We start from the raw sequence: 17,530 nt of genomic DNA on the forward strand, positions 1-17,530 counted from the left end.
CCATGCCCGTCTTCGAATACAGAGGCCTTGATTCCCACGGCAAGCAGAAGAAGGGCTTGCTGGAGGCGGACTCACCCAAGACGCTGCGCTCCAAGCTGCGCGCGGACGGCATCTTCCTGACCGACGTGCTCGGGCAGGCGGAGGGCAGCCGCGCGGGCGTGTCCAAGGGCGCCAACGCGGCGCTCGTGGCGCGCGACGTGGACCTGCGCAAGCTGGCGGGCGGCCGGGTGAGCACCGAGGACGTCGCCATCCTCACCCGCCAGCTCGCGACCCTGCTGGGCGCGGGCGTCACCATCGTGGACTCGCTCAACGCGCTGGTGGACCAGGCGGAGAAGGAGCGGCTCAAGCGCGCCCTCTCCGACATCAAGCAGCGCGTGAACGAAGGCTCGTCCCTGGCGGACGCGTTCAGCCAGCACCCGAAGATCTTCCCCAGCATCTACATCAACATGGTGCGCGCGGGTGAGGCCTCCGGCGCGCTGGACACCGTGCTGCTGCGCCTGGCGGACTTCACGGAGAACCAGGCCAAGCTGCAGCAGAAGATCATCGGCACCATGCTCTACCCCGCCATCATGCTGCTGGTCGGCGGCGGAATCCTGGTGCTGCTGATGGTGTTTGTCGTCCCGAAGGTCACGAAGATCTTCGAAACGATGAAGGCCACCCTGCCGTTGAACACGCGCATCCTCATTGGCGCGTCCAACTTCATGCAGGCCTGGTGGTTCCTGGTGATTCCGTCCATCGTGGCGGGCTTCGTCTTCTTCATGCGCTGGACGAAGAGCCCCAAGGGCAAGCCGAAGTGGGACCGCTTCACCCTCAAGGCGCCCATCTTCGGCAGCCTCGTGCGCCTGTTGGCCATCTCCCGCTTCGCGCGCACGCTGTCCACGCTGCTCAAGAGCGGCGTGCCCATGCTGGCCGCGCTGGACATCGTCAAGGCGGTGATGACGAACTCGGTGCTGGCGGACGCGGTGGAGAACGCCCGCGAGTCCATCCGCGAGGGCGAGAGCATCGCCACCCCCCTCAAGCGGTCCGGCCAGTTCCCGCCGCTCGTGTACCACATGGTCGCCATCGGTGAGAAATCCGGCCAGCTGGAGGACATGCTCCTGTCGGTGGCGGACTCCTATGAAACGCAGGTGAACGTGCGCATCGGCGCGCTCACCAGCCTCCTGGAGCCCATGCTCATCGTGGTGATGGGCGTGATGATTGCATTCGTCGCGCTCTCCATCCTGATGCCGATTCTCCAGGTGAACACGGCCATCCATTAGGTGGAGGGAGTCCGACGATGAACGACACGCTCGACCGGTGGATCCAGCGCGTCACGCTGATGGGGCTCCTGGCCCTGGCCGCCACGCTGGCGACGGTGGGGGCCACCCTCTACACCCACCGGGAGCCGCCTCCCGCCTCCGGGCGTGGCGCTCCTCCCTGAAACCTTCTGACATCCCGACACACCCATGACGCGGTGGCCTGCCAGAAAGTCACCCGAAAGTGAGTGAAGACATGACGACGAACACGAACACGAAGAAGCAGCAGCGCCGCCGCAACCGCGGCATGACCCTGATCGAGATCATGGTGGTCATCACCATCCTCGGGCTCATCGCCGCCGCGGTGGGCGTGGCCGTCATCCCGAAGCTGGAAGAGGCCAAGCAGGACACCGCGCGCCTGGACATCCGCAACATCCAGAGCGCGATGAAGCTCTACTACACGAAGAAGGGCTCCTACCCGGACACCGCCACGGGCCTCAAGGCGCTGGTGGACACCCAGAACCTGGAGCGCATGCCCATGGACCCCTGGGGCCGCGAGTACGTGTACATGAACGAGGGCGGCAAGCCGGTCATCACCAGCTACGGCGCCGACGGCAACCCGGGCGGCGAGGGCTCCGACGCCGACATCTCCTCCAAGGACCAGAACGCGAAGAAGTAGGTCGCGTCCCGTTTCCTGGAGCAAGGCCGCGCCTCCCGCGTGTTGTCGTAGGAATGCCCGAGATGACTCCCGAGCACACTTCCTCTCCGACGTCCGCGCGCGAGGCGCGCTCCGTCTCCGGTGGGCCTCCTCGCGCCCGCTCCACGCGCCTGGGCCGGCTGCTGCTCCTGGGCGTGTTCGGCGGCGCCAGCGTGCTCGCCTTCGCGCTGGTGTGGGCCACCGAGGACAACACCCTCACCCCGACCCAGCGCCAGGCGCGCGAGCAGATCCGCCGCCTGGAGGGCTACTTCAAGGCCTACCACCGGCTGATGGGCTTCTTCCCCAGCCAGGCGCAGGGCTTCACCCCGCTCATCGCTTCCAAGGTGCTGGACGCGCCGCCCATCGACCCGTGGGGCCATCCGTATGTCTACCGGATGGAGGGCAAGACGGGGGCCGTGCTGTCCCTCGGCTCCGACGGCAAGCCCGGCGGCACCGGTGACGCCGCGGACATCTTCAGCGGCGGCATCGTGGCACAGGAGGTGCAGCCATGACGTCCGCCATGCGCCCCCTGCCCGCCCGCCGCCGCCGCGCCCCCCGCGGCCTCACGCTGATTGAGATCTCCATCGCGCTGGCCATCGCGGCGGTGATGTTCGCCGCGGTGACGGTGGGCATCGGCGCGCTCACCGGCGCCAAGGCGAAGGGCTCCGCCACAGAGCTCGCGGGCGTCATCCGGTCGCTGTACGACTCGGCGGCGCTCAGCGGCAAGACGTGCAGGCTGGTGTTTGAAATCCCCGACCCGAAGCGCGAGGAGGCCACGCGCTACCACGCGGAATGCGCCGCGGGCGGCATCACCACCTCGCGCGACCGGGACGCGGTGCTCCGCGACGACAAGCGCAACCGCGAGAAGGCCGCGCGCGCCGGCAACAACGGCGGCGACACGCGCAAGAACTACACGCGCTCCGACAACTCCCAGCCGTCCGCGCAGGAGCTGATGGACGAGGAGAAGGCCCGCATCGAGTCCCTGTCCACCTTCTCCACCTACACCGCGGAGGAGATCACCCCGCGCGAGCTGCCGGCGGGTGTGGCGGTGTCGGTGTGGACGCGGCAACAGCGGGAGCCCGTGGAGAGCGGCGTGGCCTATCTCTACTTCTTCCCGCAGGGGTACACGGAGAAGGCCATGGTGTTCCTGCGCCAGGGCGACAACGCGTGGACCCTGGACGTGTCACCCCTGACAGGCAAGGTGAACATCGCATCCGAGGCCCTGGAGGTGCCCCGCTCATGAGACATCCCAAGCAGCGGCCCCTGGGCTTCACCCTGCTGGAGACGATGGTGGCCCTGGCCATCCTCAGCGTCGCGCTGATGGCCATCTTCGACCTCAACTCCGGCGCGGTGGCCAACCACGTCTACACCAAGCGGCTCACCGTGGCGTCGCTCCTGGCCCGCTCGAAGATGACGGACCTGGAGCAGAAGCTCTACGACGACGGCTTCGACGCCGACGACGACGAACAGTCCGGGGACTTCTCCGACGACGGCTGGCCCCAGTTCAAGTGGCGCGCGCGCATCATCGCGCCCAAGACGGACGGCGTGACGCCGGATCAGCTCATCGGCGCCATCTTCAACCTGCCCATGGGCGGCGGCGACTCCAGCGACCCCATGGGGGGCCTGGCGGGCCTCTTCGGCGGCGGCGGCAGCTCCGGCAAGGGCAGCACGCCCCCCGGCGGCACCACCACCTCCAGCCCCATGGGCGCCTCCGCCATGAGCATGGCGCAGCCCATGTTCACGCAGATGGTGGACCAGCTCACCAAGTCCGTCCGCGAGGTGCACCTCACCGTGTACTGGAAGGAAGGCACCCAGGTGGAGAGCCTGGACGTGGTGACGCACGTGGTCTCCCTGGGGCCCGGCGGCGACCGCAACGGCGGCTTCACGCCCAACGCGGGCTCCACGGCGGGCGCGGAGAACCAGTGGGTGGATGAGAACGGCCGCGTGGTGGACAACCCCATCCCCGGCCCCAACGGGCAGATGCTGGACCCGAACACGCGCCGGCCGCTGCGCAACCGCGCGCAGGTGCTCAACGAGCTCAACGGCGCGGCCGGCCAGCAGCAGCCAGGCAACGGCGGCTTCAACCCGCGCCCGCCGGGCGGCATCTTTGGCGGCGGGGGCCGGGGCACCTTCCCGGGCCTGCCGGGACGTGGAGGCATCCAATGAAGCGACGCGTCCGTGGCTTCACGCTGATGGAGGTGATGGTGGCGGTCTCCATCACCGCGCTGATGGGCACCGTCGTCGCCCTGGCGTTCCAGACGGGCATCAACGCCAAGGAAGTGGTGGAGGGCGAAGCGGAGCGCTACCGCATGGTGCGCGTGTCGCTCAACCGCATGGCGCGCGAGGTGGGCTCCGCCTTCGTGAGCGACCGGTATGACCTGCGCCGCTTCCGCGACCAGAATGACCGGCCCACCAACTTCATCGGTGAGCGCGACAAGCTGACCTTCACCACGTTCTCGCACCAGCGCCTGTACACGGACGTGAAGGAGTCCGACCAGGCGGTGGTGGAGTACTTCGTGGAGAACTCCACCGAGCGGGGCGCCCGGCAGCGCTTGGATTTGAAGCGCCGGGAGGACCCCAACGTGGGCGACCGGATGGACCGGGGCGGCACCACGGACGTGCTCTTCGAAGGCGTCAAGGGCGTGGAGTTCGCCTACTGGGATTCGGAGAAGAAGGAGTGGGACGACGAATGGGACACGCGGCGCACGGAGAAGAAGTCCATCCTCCCCACGCGCGTGCGCATCACCGTCATCGCCCTGGATGAGTCGGGCAAGGAGGCGCGCTACACCACGCAGACGCGCATCCTGCTCAACACGGAACTGCCGAGGTTCAACTGATGCCCCTCCCCTACTTCCAGCAGGCGTCCCGCCGGCGTGGCGGGGCGCGGACCTCCCTTCCCCAGGCGCCGGGCGCGGCCAGCCCCGGCCGTCGCCGGGACAAGCGCTCGCGCGGCGTGGCGCTCATCATCGCGCTCGTCTCCATCGCGCTGCTCACGGTGGTGGCCACCGAGTTCGCGTACAACAGCCGGGTGGACCTGCAGCTCGCCTCCAACCAGCGCGACGAAGTGCGCGCCTACTACATGGCCCGCTCCGGCATCGCGCTGGGGCGGCTGCTCTTGCGCTTCCAGAAGCAGGTGGACCAGACGCCCATCCCCAACCCCGCGAGCATCCTCTCCGCGCTGGGGGCCATGGGCGGCGGGGCCAAGGGACAGGCGGGGGCGCAGAACTTCCAGCCGCAGTCGCTCAACATCCAGCTCTGGAAGCTGGCGCGGGTGGACTGCCACATGCTCAAGGGGCTGGTGAAGAGCGACGGCGCCCAGGGCGTGGACGGCCGCCCCGTGGAGACGGACCCGGTGCAGGTGGACCCGAAGTTCAAGATGGACGACGGGGACGAGAGCCCGGGCGCGGCCACCCAGGTGGCGGCGCAGATGCAGCGCCGCTCCTTCGGCGGCTTCGACGGGTGCTTCCTCGCCACCATCAGCGACGAGGAGGAGAAGCTCAACGTCATGCGCCTGAACACGGGCGGCGCGGAGGCGCAGGCCACCGCGGCGCGCATGCTGGACATGTTCGCCGACAAGCGCTTCGAGTTCCTCTGGCAGCAGGACGACGCGAATCACGTTCGCTCCACGCCGCAGGACACCGTCATCGCGCTGAAGGACTGGGCGGACGAGGACACCACCCAGTCCAGCTTCAACCCCAAGGACCCGACGAACCCGTTCGTCTCCGGCTTCGCGGACGAGGGTTCCCCGTACAGCCGCTACCAGCCGCGCTATGAAGTGAAGAACGCCCGCTTCGACAGCCTGGACGAGCTGTACCGGGTGCACGGCGTCAACGACCGCTTCATGGCGGCCTTCCGCGACCGGCTCACGGTGTACCCGGACATCAACTCCAAGCCGAACATCAACACGGACGACCCCATCATGCTGGGGCTGGCCATCATGTCCGCCGCGGACCCCAACCGGCCGGATCCCCGGCTGACGGATCCGGTGTTCCTCAACGAGCTCATCAGCCGCATCCGCGCCGCGCGCATGTTCAACTTCTTCGGCATGTCGGTGTCGGACTTCGTGGGCGTGGTGGAGCAGGCCGGCATCGCGGTCAATCCGCTCATCAAGGGCAACGTCCAGCAGAACCGCTACCTGGGCGACAAGAGCAAGACATTCACCATCAAGTCCGTGGGAGAAGCGGGCAGCGTCCAGAAGACGCTCACCGCCGTCATCCGCCTGGACGACGGGCTGGGCAAGCTCGTGTATTACAGAGAGGAATAGCATGGCCCGCATTCTTGGCCTGGACCTGGGCAGCCACTCCGTGAAGGGGGTGGTGCTCACCTCCGGAGCGAAAAGCCACACCACGCAGGCGTACGCCGAAGTGCGCCGCGCGCAGGAAGGCGAGCGTCCGGAGACGCTGCGCGCCGCGGTGGAGGAGCTGCTCGGGAAGATGCCCGAAGGGCACGTGGACCAGGTCGTCATCGCCCTGCCCGGACCGTCCCTCACCACGCACGCGGTGAGCCTGCCCTTCTCCGACAGCAAGCGCGTGGAGGCGACGCTGCCCTTCGAGGTCGGCAGCCAGCTGCCCTTCGACATCTCGGAGGTCGTCTACGACTACCAGGTGGTCGGCCAGCGGGACACCCCCGGCAAGGACAAGGCCGCGGACCTGCTGGTGGGCGTGGTGAAGAAGCAGGAGCTCCAGGAGCTGCTGGCGCTGCTGGGCGGCCTCCAGTTGGATCCGCGCGTCATCACCCACCCCGCGCTCGCGTACCAGAACCTCTTCACCCAGCTGCCCGGCCTCTTCGAGAGCGCGGGCGAGGGCGGCTCGGTGGCGGTGGTGGACATTGGCCATGAGCGCACGGCGGTGGCCATCGGACAGCCGGGCAAGGGCGTGGAGTTCGCGCGCACCTTCGCGGGGGGCGGACGCGACCTGACGCGCGCACTCGCGACCGAGTTCCAGACGACGCTGCCGGAGGCGCACGCGTGGAAGGAGGCGCACGGGGCGCTGGCCAGCGCGGCCCACGGCCCGGACGCCGAGCGCGCCGCGAACGCGTTCGTGCGCGGCCTGCAGCCGGTGCTCCGCGAGCTGCGCCCGTCCTTCAAGTCCTTCACCGCGCGCACCCGCCGGCAGGTCTCCGCGGTGGTGCTGTGCGGCGGCACCGCGCGGATGCCGGGCCTGGCGGAGCAGCTGTCCAAGGACCTGAACCTGCCCGTGCGCGTGCTGGCGCTGCCGGCGGACACCTCCACGTTGATTGGCGCGGCGGAGGCGCCCACGGCCGCGCAGGCGTTCGCGCTGGCGATGCGCGGCAACGCGGCCGGGGTCCGGGCGCCGCGCTTCAACCTGCGCCGGGGCGAGTTCTCGTTCAAGGGCGGCTACGACTACGTGAAGGACCGGCTGGGGCTGCTGGCCTCCTTCGCCGTGACGCTGCTGCTGCTGCTCATCGCCTTCGGGGTGGTGCGCAACACGGTGCTCTCCCGCCGCGAGGCGGAGGTGGACGCGGTGCTCTGCAAGACGACCCAGCGCATCCTGGGCACGTGCGAGCAGAACTACGACCGCGCCCTCAACATGCTCAAGGGCGTGGAGAGCCCCGCCGCGGCGCTGCCCACGATGTCCGCCGTGAACCTGCTGGCGGAGGTCACCCAGCGCATTCCGCCGGAGGTGCCGGTGAAGTTCGACCGCATCCAGGTGGACCTGGACCGCATCATGCTCCAGGGGGAGACGGACAGCTCCAAGCAGATCGACACGCTCTCCGCCGCCTTGAAGGGCCACCGCTGCTTCAAGGACGTGAAGGAGGGCAAGGTGGAGAAGACGCGCGACGGGCAGAAGGTGACCTTCCGCCTGGACGTGCAGGTGCAGTGCCCCGGCGAGCCAAAGGGGGGGGAGACCTGACATGGGAAAGCTTCGGGAAATCTTCGCGCCGCTCCAGACATGGTTCGAGCGGCTGAGCGACCGCGAGCGCAAGCTCGTGGCGATCGCCGGCTCCGCGGTCCTGGTGTTCGTCCTCTTCGTCACGCTCTTCAGCTTCGCCAACAGCGCGCAGGGCTACCGCCGGCGCACGCAGGACAAGCTGGCGAAGCTGCAGGAGGTCCAGGCCCTGGCCATCAGCTACGGCCAGGCCCAGGCGGAGCGCCAGAGCGTGGAGCAGCAGCTGACGCAGAGCAACGTGCGGCTCATCACGTACATTGAAGACAAGGCCACCGCCGCCGGCCTCACCGTCCCCAACATGACGCCCAAGGGCGACGTGGGCGTGGGGGATGGGAAGATCATCGAGAGCTCCGTGGAGCTGACGTTCACGGACGTGGACCTGCGCAAGCTGACGGACTTCCTGCGCACGGTGGAGACGGGCCCGGGCATCGTGAAGGTGAAGTACCTGCGCGTGGAGCCCCGGCCCGCCACGGACACCCTGACGGCCTGGACCACCGTCGCCACCTACCGGATGAAGCAATAGCCCTATGGCCTCCGAAACGAAGACCGCCCGCTGGAAGCTCATCCTCGGCTACACCGCGTTCGCCCTGGTGGCGTTCGTCCTCTGCCTGATGTTCACCTTCCCGTACGACGCGGTCCGCTCGCGGCTGGTGACGGAAGCCGCGGCCCAGGGGCTCGCGGTGCGCATTGGCGGTCTGAGGCCCGGCCTGTCCGGCGTCACCGCCACCAACGTGCGCGTGAGCAAGCCCCCCTCGCCGCTGGGTGCGGACGCCGTGGCGGCGCTCGCCCGGGGCGAGTCCGGCGGCATGGGCCCCGACGAGCTGGGTGAAGCGCTCACCTTCGACAGCGTGGCGCTGCGCCCGTCCCTCTTTCCGCCCGGCGTGGTGCTGAAGCTCAAGGGCATGGGCGGCACGGTGAACGTCCACGTGGGCGGCCTGAGCGGCACGGCGCTGGACGTGGACGTGGACGGAGTGCAGGCGGGCGGCGGCAACCTGCCCGCGTACACCGGCGTGGACATGGAGGGCACCGTGAACGCGAAGGTGTCGCTCCAGGCGCCCGGCACGATGGTGCGCGGCCAACCGGTGGACTGGTCCCAGGCGACGGGCACCGTGGTGATGGACACCCAGGGGCTCACCATCAAGGGCGGCAAGGCGGCCATCCCCATGGGGGGCGGCCCGGCGATGCCCATGGACCTGCCGCGCGTGCTGCTGGGCGAGCTGAAGGGCGACATCCAGTTCGACAAGGGCCTGGGCACGGTGCGGGACCTGAACCTCAAGAGCGAGGACCTGGAGGGTTCGGGCACCGGCACGGTGAAGCTGGGCCGGAGGCTGGAGTACAGCGAGCTGGCGCTCGACGTGCGGCTGAAGTTCGAGCAGGCCTTCCAGCAGCGCCTGGGGCCCCTGGCGCTCGCGGTGAACATGCTGCCGGCGGACCGGGACAACCCGGGTTGGCGCGGCGGCCGGCTCACCGGCATGGTGGGCAGCCCGCGCTTCGCGCCCAAACACTAGGCAGGTCCACGGGGGTCGGTTTCGGCCCTCCCCTTGTATCGCCCCCCTGGGTTGAAGCCCGCGCATGCGCCGTGTAAAGCGCTGCGCGCGGCCCCCTTCCGGGGGTCCTGGGAGAGGTTGGGAATGCCGGAGCTGGTCTTCTTCCGTCGAGGCGAGGAAGTGCTGCGGGTGGCGGTGGACCGGGCGCGGTTGGTGCTCGGTCGGGGTGACTCGAGCGACGTGGCCATTCCGGATCCGGAGGTGAGCCGCCTGCAGGCGGCCCTCCTGTGGGATGGCCAGACGTGCCGGGTGGAGGACCTGTCCGGCAAGGGCACCAAGGTCGCGGGCGCGTCGGTGGAGCGCGCGGAGCTGCCCGACGGCGCGGACATCGAGCTGGGCCAGTGGCGCGCGGTGTTCCGCCAGCACGGCGCCAGCGAGGACGCGGACGCGGCCACCGAGGCGGGCCACTCCACCGCCGTGCAGGGTCGGGACGCGCAGCGCTGGCAGGCGGCGCAGGTGCGGGTGAAGCAGGGCACCTCGGAGGCCGTGCACCGGCTCACCGGCGACAGCTTCACGGTGGGCAAGGACGCGGGAAACGACCTGGTGCTCCAGGACCGGTTCATCTCCGGCCGGCACCTCAAGGTGACGCGCAAGGACGGCGTCTTCCACGTCGTGGACCTGCGCTCCACCAACGGCACGTGGCTGGGCCCGGTGCGCCTCTTCGAGGCGGAGGTCACGCTGCCCACCTCGCTGCGCGTGGGCGAGGCGGAGCTCATCCTGGAGGCGGTGCCCTCCACGAAGAAGGAGGCCACGACCTTCCACGGCATCCTTGGGAGCGATCCGGCGGTGCGGCAGCTGGCGGACCTCATCCAGCGCGTGGCTCCGTCCACCGCCGCCGTCACCATCCTGGGCGAGTCCGGAACGGGCAAGGAGCTGGTGGCGAACGCGCTGCACGCGTGCTCGCCGCGCGCGAACCGGCCGCTCATCCCGGTCAACTGCGCGGCCATCTCCAAGGAGCTGATTGAGAGCGAGCTGTTCGGCCACGAGAAGGGCGCCTTCACCGGCTCCGTGGGCGCGCGCAAGGGCGCCTTCGAGGAGGCGGACGGCGGCACCCTCTTCCTGGATGAAATTGGAGAGCTGCCGTTGGACCTCCAGGCCAAGCTGCTGCGCGCGCTGGAGAGCGGCGAAATCAAGCGCGTGGGCGCGAGCCGCCCCCTGCACGTGGACGTGCGCGTCGTGGCGGCCACCAACCGGGACCTGCTGGCGGCGGCGCGCGAGGGCCGCTTCCGCGAGGACCTCTACTACCGCCTGTGCGTCGTCCCGTTGCACCTGCCGCCCCTGCGCAGCCGCCGGGGGGACGTGGTGGCGCTGGCGGAGCACTTCGTGCGCGCGTTCGCCCCTCGCGGGCAGGTCGTGCGCTTCACCCCGTCCGCGCTGGACAGGCTCCAGCAACACGCCTGGCCGGGCAACATCCGCGAGCTGCGCAACGTGGTGCACCGCGCGCTGCTCCTGCGCAAGGGGCCGTCCATCGACGCGAGCGACCTGTCCTTCGACCAGGAGGTCAACCGCGAGACGGGCATCACCGTGCCGGAGCTGCCGCCGGGCATGACGCTGGAGCAGATGCTGGAGAAGCTGGAGCGGCAGATCATCGAAACCGCGCTGCGCCGCTTCAACAACAACCGCGAGCGCGTGGCCCGTGAGCTGGGCCTCGCGCGCTCCACCCTCTTCAAGCGCCTGAAGGACTGGGGCCTGACGAAGCAGGACGAACAGGAGTAGCGCCGGCCCGCGTCCGCCCCGGCGTCAGCCGTCGTCGGGGTGCGCGGAGTCGGCCCACGCTGAATGCGGCGCGGGGTGCTCCGGCGTGCGCAGGTACCAGGGCACGCTGACCACCACCAGGCGCCGCTCGCCGGACAGGAGCAGCGCGCTGCGCAGCAGCTCCGAGCGGCGGCCGTACAGCATGGCGCGGTACCAGCGCTTCTCCAGCAGCTCCGGCAGCACGATGGCGACGGTGCGTCCGGGGGTCTCCGCGAGCAGCGAGTCCAGGTAGTCCAGCAGCGGCCACACCACCGCGCGGTAGGGCGACGACACGTGCACGAGCGGCGGAGGCCGGCGGCCGGCCTCCAGCAGCGGCCCCTGGACGAAGTGCTGCCACTGCGAGTCCAGCGCGTCCTCGTCGGTGTCGCCGCTGCAGATGTGCACCGCGCGCACGTCGTCGCTCAGCTCCAGCGCGAAGCGCAGCGCCGTCTCCGACGCGTGCGACCAGCGGTCCACCGGCACCACCGCGACGAACGGCGGCCCCGGTGTCAGGTGCAGGGGCCGCTTCAGCTCCGACGCCCGCCGCGTGCGCAGGTAGGCCGCGTGGATGCGCGACAGCAGCACGATGCCCACCGGGATGATGACGAACGCGGCCCAGCCGCCGTGCGTGAACTTGGACACGCCCACGATGACCAGGGTGATGGCCGTCATCACCGCGCCCGCGCCGTTGAGCGCGCGGCGCCACTGCCAGCCCTCGCCCCGGTGGCGGTTCCAGTGCATCACCATGCCCGCCTGCGACAGCGTGAACGCCATCAGCGCGCCAATGGCGAACAGGGGAATCAGCCGGTCGGTGATGCCCTTGCAGGCGATGAGCAGGAGGGCCGCCAGCCCTGACAAGGTGAGGATGCCGCGCGACAGGGCCAGCCTGCGGCCCCGGTGCGCGAAGCCCGGCGGCAGGTAGCGCTCGTGCGCCAGCACCTGGCAGACGAGCGGGAAGCCCGCGTAGCTGGTGTTCGCGGACAGCGCGAGCACGCAGAGGATGGCGCCCATGGCCACGTAGTAGAAGGCGCCGCGCCCCATCACCGCCGCGATGAGCTGCGACAGCACGGTCTGGTAGTGGGCGCCCGTGGGGTCCGTCGCGCCCACGCCATAGACCCGGCACAGCAACGCGATGCCCAGCAGCATCGTGACCAGGATGCCGACGATGAGGCCCAGCGTGACGCGCGCGCGGCGGATGGCCGGGTCGCGGAAGATGGGGACCGCGTTGCTGATGGCCTCCACGCCCGTCATCGCCGTGCAGCCGCTGGCGAAGGCGCGGAGGATGAGCCACGCCCCCACGGGCGCGGCGGGCACCACCAGGGGCGGCGGGGCCTGCACGGGCGTCGCGTGGCCCAGGAGCAGCTTGATGAGGCCCACGCCCAGCACCAGGCCCAGCGACCCGATGAAGAACCACGTGGGCACGACGAACACGGCCCCCGCCTCGCTCACGCCGCGCAGGTTGACCAGCGTGAGCAGCGCCAGCACGCCCAGGGTGATGGGCAGGATGTGGGGCTCGAGCACGGGGAACGCGGACACCAGGGCGCCCGTGCCGGCGGAGATGCCCACGGCCACGTTGAGCATGTAGTCCAGCATCAACGCCGTGGCGGCCAGCAGCCCCGCCCCGCGCCCCAGGTTCTGCCGCGCGACGGTGTACGCCCCGCCGCCGCTCGGGTACGCCGCGATGGTCTGCGCGTACGAGCCCGCGACGATCATCAGGAGCCCGACGATGGCGGCCGTGATGGGCAGGAGCAGCCACAGGCCCGCGGCCCCCAGCGGGCGCAGCACGGTGAGGGCGGCCTCCGGGCCGTACGCGGCGGAGGACAGCGCGTCCAGCCCGAGCAGCGCCACGCCGGTGAGGACCCCCGTCTTCTCCTGTCTCGCCTGGGCGCTGGTGAGCGGGCGCCCCAGGAGCAGGTCCATGGCGCCACTGCCCTCCCGGCGCCGGGGCATGAACGGCCTCCTGCTTCCCACGTTGGCCAGCTGAGCCATGGCGCCTCCCTGGTCCGGAAGGTGCGCACCGGCTGTGCATGCGGGAACACAGGGCCCGGCTCCGTGGATGGGTCCCGGTGGGGCCGTCAGGGGACGGGACGGCCCGGGGCCCCTCCCTCCGGTGCGACGCACTCCAGGGCCATAGACCGTTTCACGCGCCCATTCGTTCCAGGGGAAGACACAGGAGACCGTCCGCCATGGGCCCGCACGCCGCCGTCCTCGCCTTCCCCACCCTGAATGACCTGTACGCCCAGCACCGCTCCCGGGCGCTGGCCATCGCCCGGCGCATCGTGGGCGACACCGACGACGCGGAGGACGTGGTCCAGGACGTCTTCCTGCGCCTGTCGCGGCAGCCTCCGGGGCTGGACGGGCGGGCGACCTGGACCACGTGGCTGCACCGGGTGATGGTGAACAGCAGCATCAACTGGCTGCGCGCGCGCCGGCGCCGGGAGCGGCTGACGCACGCCCCCCAGGAGCTGGTGTCCCCGGAAGCGCACGCCGTGGGCACCCAGATGCAGCGCCACTTCCATGAAGCGCTGGAGGAGGTGAACCCCCAGCAGCGCCAGGTGCTCTACCTGCGCGAGGTGCGCGGCCTGGGCTCCGCGGAGATCGCCCGGCTCCTGCGCATCCCGGAGGGCACGGTGAAGAGCGCCCTGCACCGGGGCCGCCAGCGCGCCCTCACCGTGATGGAGGAGCGCGGCCAGCGTCCCTGAGACGGACTACTCGTCGCCCTTGCTGCCCACGAACTGATCCCCCTTCTCCTTGAAGAGGAGGTTGAAGCTGGTGAGCGAGCCGTAGACGCGGGTGATGTAGCCCTGCATCTCCGCCTTCTCCGCGTCCGTGAGCTTCGGGTGGGCATTGAGCTTCTGCTCCAGCACGCGGATGCGGTCGCGCACCATCGTGACCTTGTGGAACAGGTTGTCGATGGGCAGGTCCTTCGCCTGAAGCTCCGGGTTGCCCGGCACGAGCCGCACCGTGCCGCCCTCCCACTTTCCCGCGAGCGGCGGGTCGCTGAGGCCCGCGGCCTCCCGGAAGATGTCCATCAGCTCTTCGCGCGTCATGTTCAGCCCTTCCAGGTCCACCACGGCATGGGGATCCGCGCGGTGGCGCACCACCACGGGGGCCACGCTCCGCGCCGTGCGGGTTCGCGTGCTCGAGGCCACGGGCGCCGGGGCGGCGGAGCCCCGGGGCGCGTACTTGTCACAGATGGGGGCGGAGGGCGGGAACATGCCGCGCGAGTTCTGCAGGCGGCACGGCCCCACCCATCCCCGGTGATCCACGGAGTGCGGACTCCAGAGCTTGCAGTTGCCGCACACCCGTTCGTCGGGACGGAAGGTGGGAAGTGGTGGAGACCCCTCACCCGCGTCCGACATGTCAGCGCATCTCCTTCGCCACCGGCGGGCCCTTGCGGATGTTGAGCTCGCGCAGCAGCGCGTCCGCGTCCTCGACCTGGTCGAGGTTCCACAGCAGGTAGCGCACGTCCACGTTGACGTTCCGGGCCACGTCCGGATTGTAGCCGAAATCGTTCGCGACGTTCTCCCACACGCGGTCGAAGTTCACGCCCACCAGCTCGCCCTTGCCGTTCACCGTGGGGCTGCCGGAGTTGCCGCCCGTGGTGTCCGCGTCCGACAGGAAGTCCACCGGCACGTCCTTCAGCCGGGGGTCCGCCCAGGCGCCGAACTTCTTCGCCTCCGCGGCCGCGCGCACCTTCTCTGGCGCGTTGAAGGGCTCCTCGCCGGTGTGCTTCTGGAGCATGCCCGACAGCGTCGTCTGAGGCAGGTACAGCGCGCCGTCGCGCGGCGTGTAGCCCTGCACCTTGGCGAACGTCACGCGCAGCGTGCTGTTGGCATCCGGCGCGATGGGCTTGCCCGCCTGGGCCATCACCGCCTTGCGCCAGGCCGGCCGCAGGCGCGACGCGGCACCCTGGCGACGGTCGCGCGTGTCATCCAGCGCGGCCTGCTCCTTCGCCAGCGCCATGCCGAACGCCAGCATCGGGTCCTGGCGCGCGGCGAGCTGCGCGACGGACTCGTCCGCCATCTTCATCCGCTCCGCCTGGGTGAGGACCTTCGTGCCCGCGTAGAGCGCGTCGATCTTCGCGGCGACGTCCTTCTCCGAATAGGTCGTGCCGAAGACGGCGTCCACGGACGCGATGCGCTCGTCCGGCTTGAGCGCCTGCGCGCGCTTCACGAACGCGTGGAGGAGCACCTTGTCCGCGGCGAGGAAGAGGTTCTTCTGCTCGCGCTCCAGGCGGTCCTTGATGCGCGGCAGCTCGCGGTCCATGTACTCCGGGCGGCGCTCCAGGTCCGGCTTCGCGCGCTCCATGGCCAGCCGCGACACGGACGTGGCCAGCGCGGGCCCGCGCGCCAGGCGCCCGGACATGCCGAGCAGGAACTCGCGCTCGAAGGTCTTCCCGGCCGCCTGCTGTTCGGTGAGCAGCGCCTCCCGGGCCTTGAGGGCGTCGCCCCACTTCGCGGGGGCCTTCTGGGCCCAGGCGACGGTGGCGGCCTCGGTGTCGCGCTGCTTCGTCACGATGTGGCCGCGCTGGAGGCCCGCGAGCTGGCCGCCCGCGTTCTTGTAGACGTTGTGCAGGCCCTTGAGCTGCGAGGCCACGGCGATCTTCCCGGCCGGATCCTTCTCACCCTCGGCCTCCAGGATGCGGATGGCCTCGCCCAGCACGTCGCGGATGCGCGGGTAGTAGCGCGCCTGGCGCTCCGCCATCTCCTCCGCGAGCAGCGTGCGGTAGGTGCTCCCCGGGTAGCCCAGCACCATCACGAAGTCGCCCGGCTTCACGCCCTGGGTGGACAGCGGGAAGAAGAACTCCGCCTTGTAGGGCACGTTCTTCTCGCTGTACGCGGCGGAGGTCCCGTCCGGCGCGGTGTACGCGCGGATGATGGAGAAGTCACCGGTGTGGCGGGGCCACATCCAGTTGTCCTCCTCGCCGCCGTACTCACCCACCGCGCGCGGCGGCGCGTAGACGAGCCGCACGTCCTGCAGCTCCACGGCGTCCACCAGCGTGTAGTTCACGCCGCCATCGAAGGTGGCGACCTGGCAGCGGGTGGCGGGGCGCTTCTCGCACTCGGCGACCAGCTCCTTCTGCTTGCGGTCGATGGCCTTGTAGCGCGCGAGGTCGTCCGCGCCCTGCGGCACGGCGGCGTTGATCTCCGCCGTCACGTCCTTGAAGCCGCGCGGCACCTGCACCCGGGCTCCCTTGCCCGGAAGCTCCTCGGCCGGGCTCTTGGCGAGGAAGCCGTCGGTGATGAGGTCCTTCTGGGGGGAGCTGTGCTCCTGGATGATGGAGAAGGCGCAGTGGTGGTTGGTGATGATCAGGCCGGAGGCGGAGATGAACGACCCGGAGCAGCCGCCGGTGTTCACCGTGCCCGCCAGCAGGCCCGTGCCGCGCTTGGGGTCCCACAGCTTGTTGGGCGGCAGCTGGAGGCCCTGGGCCTTGAGCCAGGCGGGACTCAGCTCCAGCACCTGCTGGGGGGTCCACTTCCCTTCCCCGGCGAGCGCCGGGGCAGCCACGAGACAGAGGAGAAGGAGCGTCTTCTTCATGGTGTCCCCTCCCTACTCCGTCCGGTGCCCGGGCGCGACCGTTCCGGTGTCCGCGGCGGGCGTTTTCACGGAAGATGGAACGCGCTTGGATGTTCCGGTGTCCAGGCAGGAGGGGACCAGTGATGCGGACCGCGAGCGGAGCGACCCTGGATTTCGGACGGCTGGCGCTGCTCCTCCTGTTGATGGGGGCATCCTGGTACTTCTGGTATTCGCCGGTGCTGTGGCCGGTGAAGGTGCTGGTGGTGATGATGCACGAAAGCGGGCATGCCATCGCCACGCTGCTGGTGGGGGGCTCGGTGGACCGGGTGCACCTCCAGGTGAACGAGGGTGGCAGCTGCCTGTCCCGCCTGCCGCCCGGGGTGTTCAACCGCGTCATCGTGTCATCGGCGGGCTACCTGGGCAGCGCGGTGGCGGGGGCGGCGCTGATGCTGGCCACGTTCCGCTTCCGGCTGGGCCGCGCGGTGATGGGCGCGGCGTCGGTGTGGCTGGCGGTGATGGGCTTCTTCTACGCGGGGGACCTGTTCACGCTGGCGTTCTGCCTGGGCATGGCGCTGGCCATGGGACTGGGCGCGCGCTTCCTGCCCACCGGGCTGGTGGACGCGCTCAACCTGTTCCTCGCGGCCTTCACGGCGCTCTACGTCGTGTTCGATCTGCGGGACGACCTGTGGAACAGCGCGGTGCGCGCCCAGAGCGACGCGGGCATCCTCGCGAGCGAGACGTGGGTGCCGTCCATCGTCTGGGCGGCGCTGTGGACGCTGCTGTCGCTGGTGCTGCTGGGCGTGTCCGCGTACTGGGCCATGCACGCGAAGCCGGCCAGCGGCGTGAAGATGCCGCCCGTGGCCCGCGCCCGGCGGGTGTGAGCCGGCC

The 17,530-nt window shown here is 70.2% G+C and carries 17 protein-coding genes; 14 read left to right on the plus strand and 3 right to left on the minus strand.

What is annotated here, in order from left to right:
• Positions 1-2: 2 nt before the first annotated feature.
• The 12 genes from gspF to GTY96_RS06405 all read left to right on the plus strand — a co-directional run bounded on the left by gspF (position 3) and on the right by GTY96_RS06405 (position 11,104).
• Positions 3-1,259: a type II secretion system inner membrane protein GspF gene (gene gspF, locus GTY96_RS06355; RefSeq protein WP_143899205.1), complete on the plus strand. Its 1,257-nt coding sequence runs from the start codon at positions 3-5 to the stop codon at positions 1,257-1,259.
• A gap of 17 nt (positions 1,260-1,276) precedes the next feature.
• A complete protein-coding gene (locus GTY96_RS37140; RefSeq protein ID WP_186001804.1) occupies positions 1,277-1,420 on the plus strand; it encodes a hypothetical protein in 144 nt (47 codons plus the stop codon).
• Between the two features lie 71 nt (positions 1,421-1,491).
• The gene (gspG, locus tag GTY96_RS06360) at positions 1,492-1,914 is read left to right on the plus strand and encodes a type II secretion system major pseudopilin GspG (RefSeq protein WP_161664193.1); all 423 of its coding nucleotides are present in this window, start codon (positions 1,492-1,494) and stop codon (positions 1,912-1,914) included.
• 62 nt (positions 1,915-1,976) lie between these two features.
• Positions 1,977-2,444: a type II secretion system protein GspG gene (locus GTY96_RS06365; protein ID WP_143899207.1), complete on the plus strand. Its 468-nt coding sequence runs from the start codon at positions 1,977-1,979 to the stop codon at positions 2,442-2,444.
• Positions 2,441-3,175 carry a pilus assembly FimT family protein gene (locus GTY96_RS06370; protein ID WP_143899208.1) on the plus strand — a complete coding sequence of 245 codons (735 nt, stop codon included), beginning with the start codon at positions 2,441-2,443 and terminating at the stop codon, positions 3,173-3,175. Before GTY96_RS06365 ends, GTY96_RS06370 begins: the two co-directional genes overlap by 4 nt.
• A complete protein-coding gene (locus tag GTY96_RS06375; protein ID WP_143899209.1) occupies positions 3,172-4,098 on the plus strand; it encodes a type IV pilus modification PilV family protein in 927 nt (308 codons plus the stop codon). The genes GTY96_RS06370 and GTY96_RS06375 overlap by 4 nt, the downstream gene beginning before the upstream one ends.
• Entirely contained in the window at positions 4,095-4,769 is a 675-nt protein-coding gene (locus tag GTY96_RS06380) for a type II secretion system protein GspJ (RefSeq protein WP_143899210.1), read from the plus strand. Before GTY96_RS06375 ends, GTY96_RS06380 begins: the two co-directional genes overlap by 4 nt.
• The gene (locus GTY96_RS06385) at positions 4,769-6,196 is read left to right on the plus strand and encodes a type II secretion system minor pseudopilin (RefSeq protein ID WP_161664194.1); all 1,428 of its coding nucleotides are present in this window, start codon (positions 4,769-4,771) and stop codon (positions 6,194-6,196) included. Before GTY96_RS06380 ends, GTY96_RS06385 begins: the two co-directional genes overlap by 1 nt.
• A 1-nt stretch (position 6,197) precedes the next feature.
• On the plus strand, positions 6,198-7,805 hold the full coding sequence (gene pilM / locus GTY96_RS06390) for a pilus assembly protein PilM (RefSeq protein WP_161664195.1): 1,608 nt from the start codon (positions 6,198-6,200) through the stop codon (positions 7,803-7,805).
• A 1-nt stretch (position 7,806) separates the two neighbouring features.
• Positions 7,807-8,364, plus strand: coding sequence for a type II secretion system protein GspM (gspM, locus tag GTY96_RS06395; RefSeq protein WP_143899213.1), 558 nt, complete (start codon positions 7,807-7,809; stop codon positions 8,362-8,364).
• A gap of 4 nt (positions 8,365-8,368) precedes the next feature.
• Positions 8,369-9,349 (plus strand): type II secretion system protein GspN, encoded by a 981-nt coding sequence (gene gspN / locus GTY96_RS06400; RefSeq protein WP_143899214.1) that lies wholly within the window; start codon positions 8,369-8,371, stop codon positions 9,347-9,349.
• Between the two features lie 123 nt (positions 9,350-9,472).
• Complete coding sequence (locus GTY96_RS06405; protein ID WP_161664196.1) at positions 9,473-11,104, plus strand: sigma 54-interacting transcriptional regulator; 1,632 nt, start codon at positions 9,473-9,475, stop codon at positions 11,102-11,104.
• Positions 11,105-11,128: 24 nt separating this feature from the next.
• Here the strand turns inward: GTY96_RS06405 and GTY96_RS06410 are convergent, their stop codons facing one another.
• Positions 11,129-13,072 (minus strand): APC family permease, encoded by a 1,944-nt coding sequence (locus GTY96_RS06410; RefSeq protein WP_161664197.1) that lies wholly within the window; start codon positions 13,070-13,072, stop codon positions 11,129-11,131.
• A 236-nt stretch (positions 13,073-13,308) separates the two neighbouring features.
• Between GTY96_RS06410 and GTY96_RS06415 the strand changes: the two genes are divergently transcribed.
• Positions 13,309-13,824: an RNA polymerase sigma factor gene (locus GTY96_RS06415; protein WP_143899217.1), complete on the plus strand. Its 516-nt coding sequence runs from the start codon at positions 13,309-13,311 to the stop codon at positions 13,822-13,824.
• 6 nt (positions 13,825-13,830) lie between these two features.
• Here the strand turns inward: GTY96_RS06415 and GTY96_RS06420 are convergent, their stop codons facing one another.
• Together GTY96_RS06420 and GTY96_RS06425 are read right to left on the minus strand one after the other, a co-directional pair.
• Complete coding sequence (locus GTY96_RS06420) at positions 13,831-14,484, minus strand: hypothetical protein (RefSeq protein ID WP_161664198.1); 654 nt, start codon at positions 14,482-14,484, stop codon at positions 13,831-13,833.
• 1 nt (position 14,485) lies between these two features.
• Positions 14,486-16,663 carry a S46 family peptidase gene (locus tag GTY96_RS06425; protein ID WP_161664199.1) on the minus strand — a complete coding sequence of 726 codons (2,178 nt, stop codon included), beginning with the start codon at positions 16,661-16,663 and terminating at the stop codon, positions 14,486-14,488.
• Between the two features lie 122 nt (positions 16,664-16,785).
• On the opposite strand from GTY96_RS06425, the gene GTY96_RS06430 reads away from it, so the two are divergent.
• Positions 16,786-17,523 (plus strand): M50 family metallopeptidase, encoded by a 738-nt coding sequence (locus GTY96_RS06430; RefSeq protein ID WP_143899220.1) that lies wholly within the window; start codon positions 16,786-16,788, stop codon positions 17,521-17,523.
• Positions 17,524-17,530 lie beyond the last annotated feature (7 nt).

Origin of the sequence: Corallococcus silvisoli (assembly GCF_009909145.1) — a bacterium.
Taxonomy (GTDB): Bacteria; Myxococcota; Myxococcia; order Myxococcales; family Myxococcaceae; genus Corallococcus; species Corallococcus silvisoli.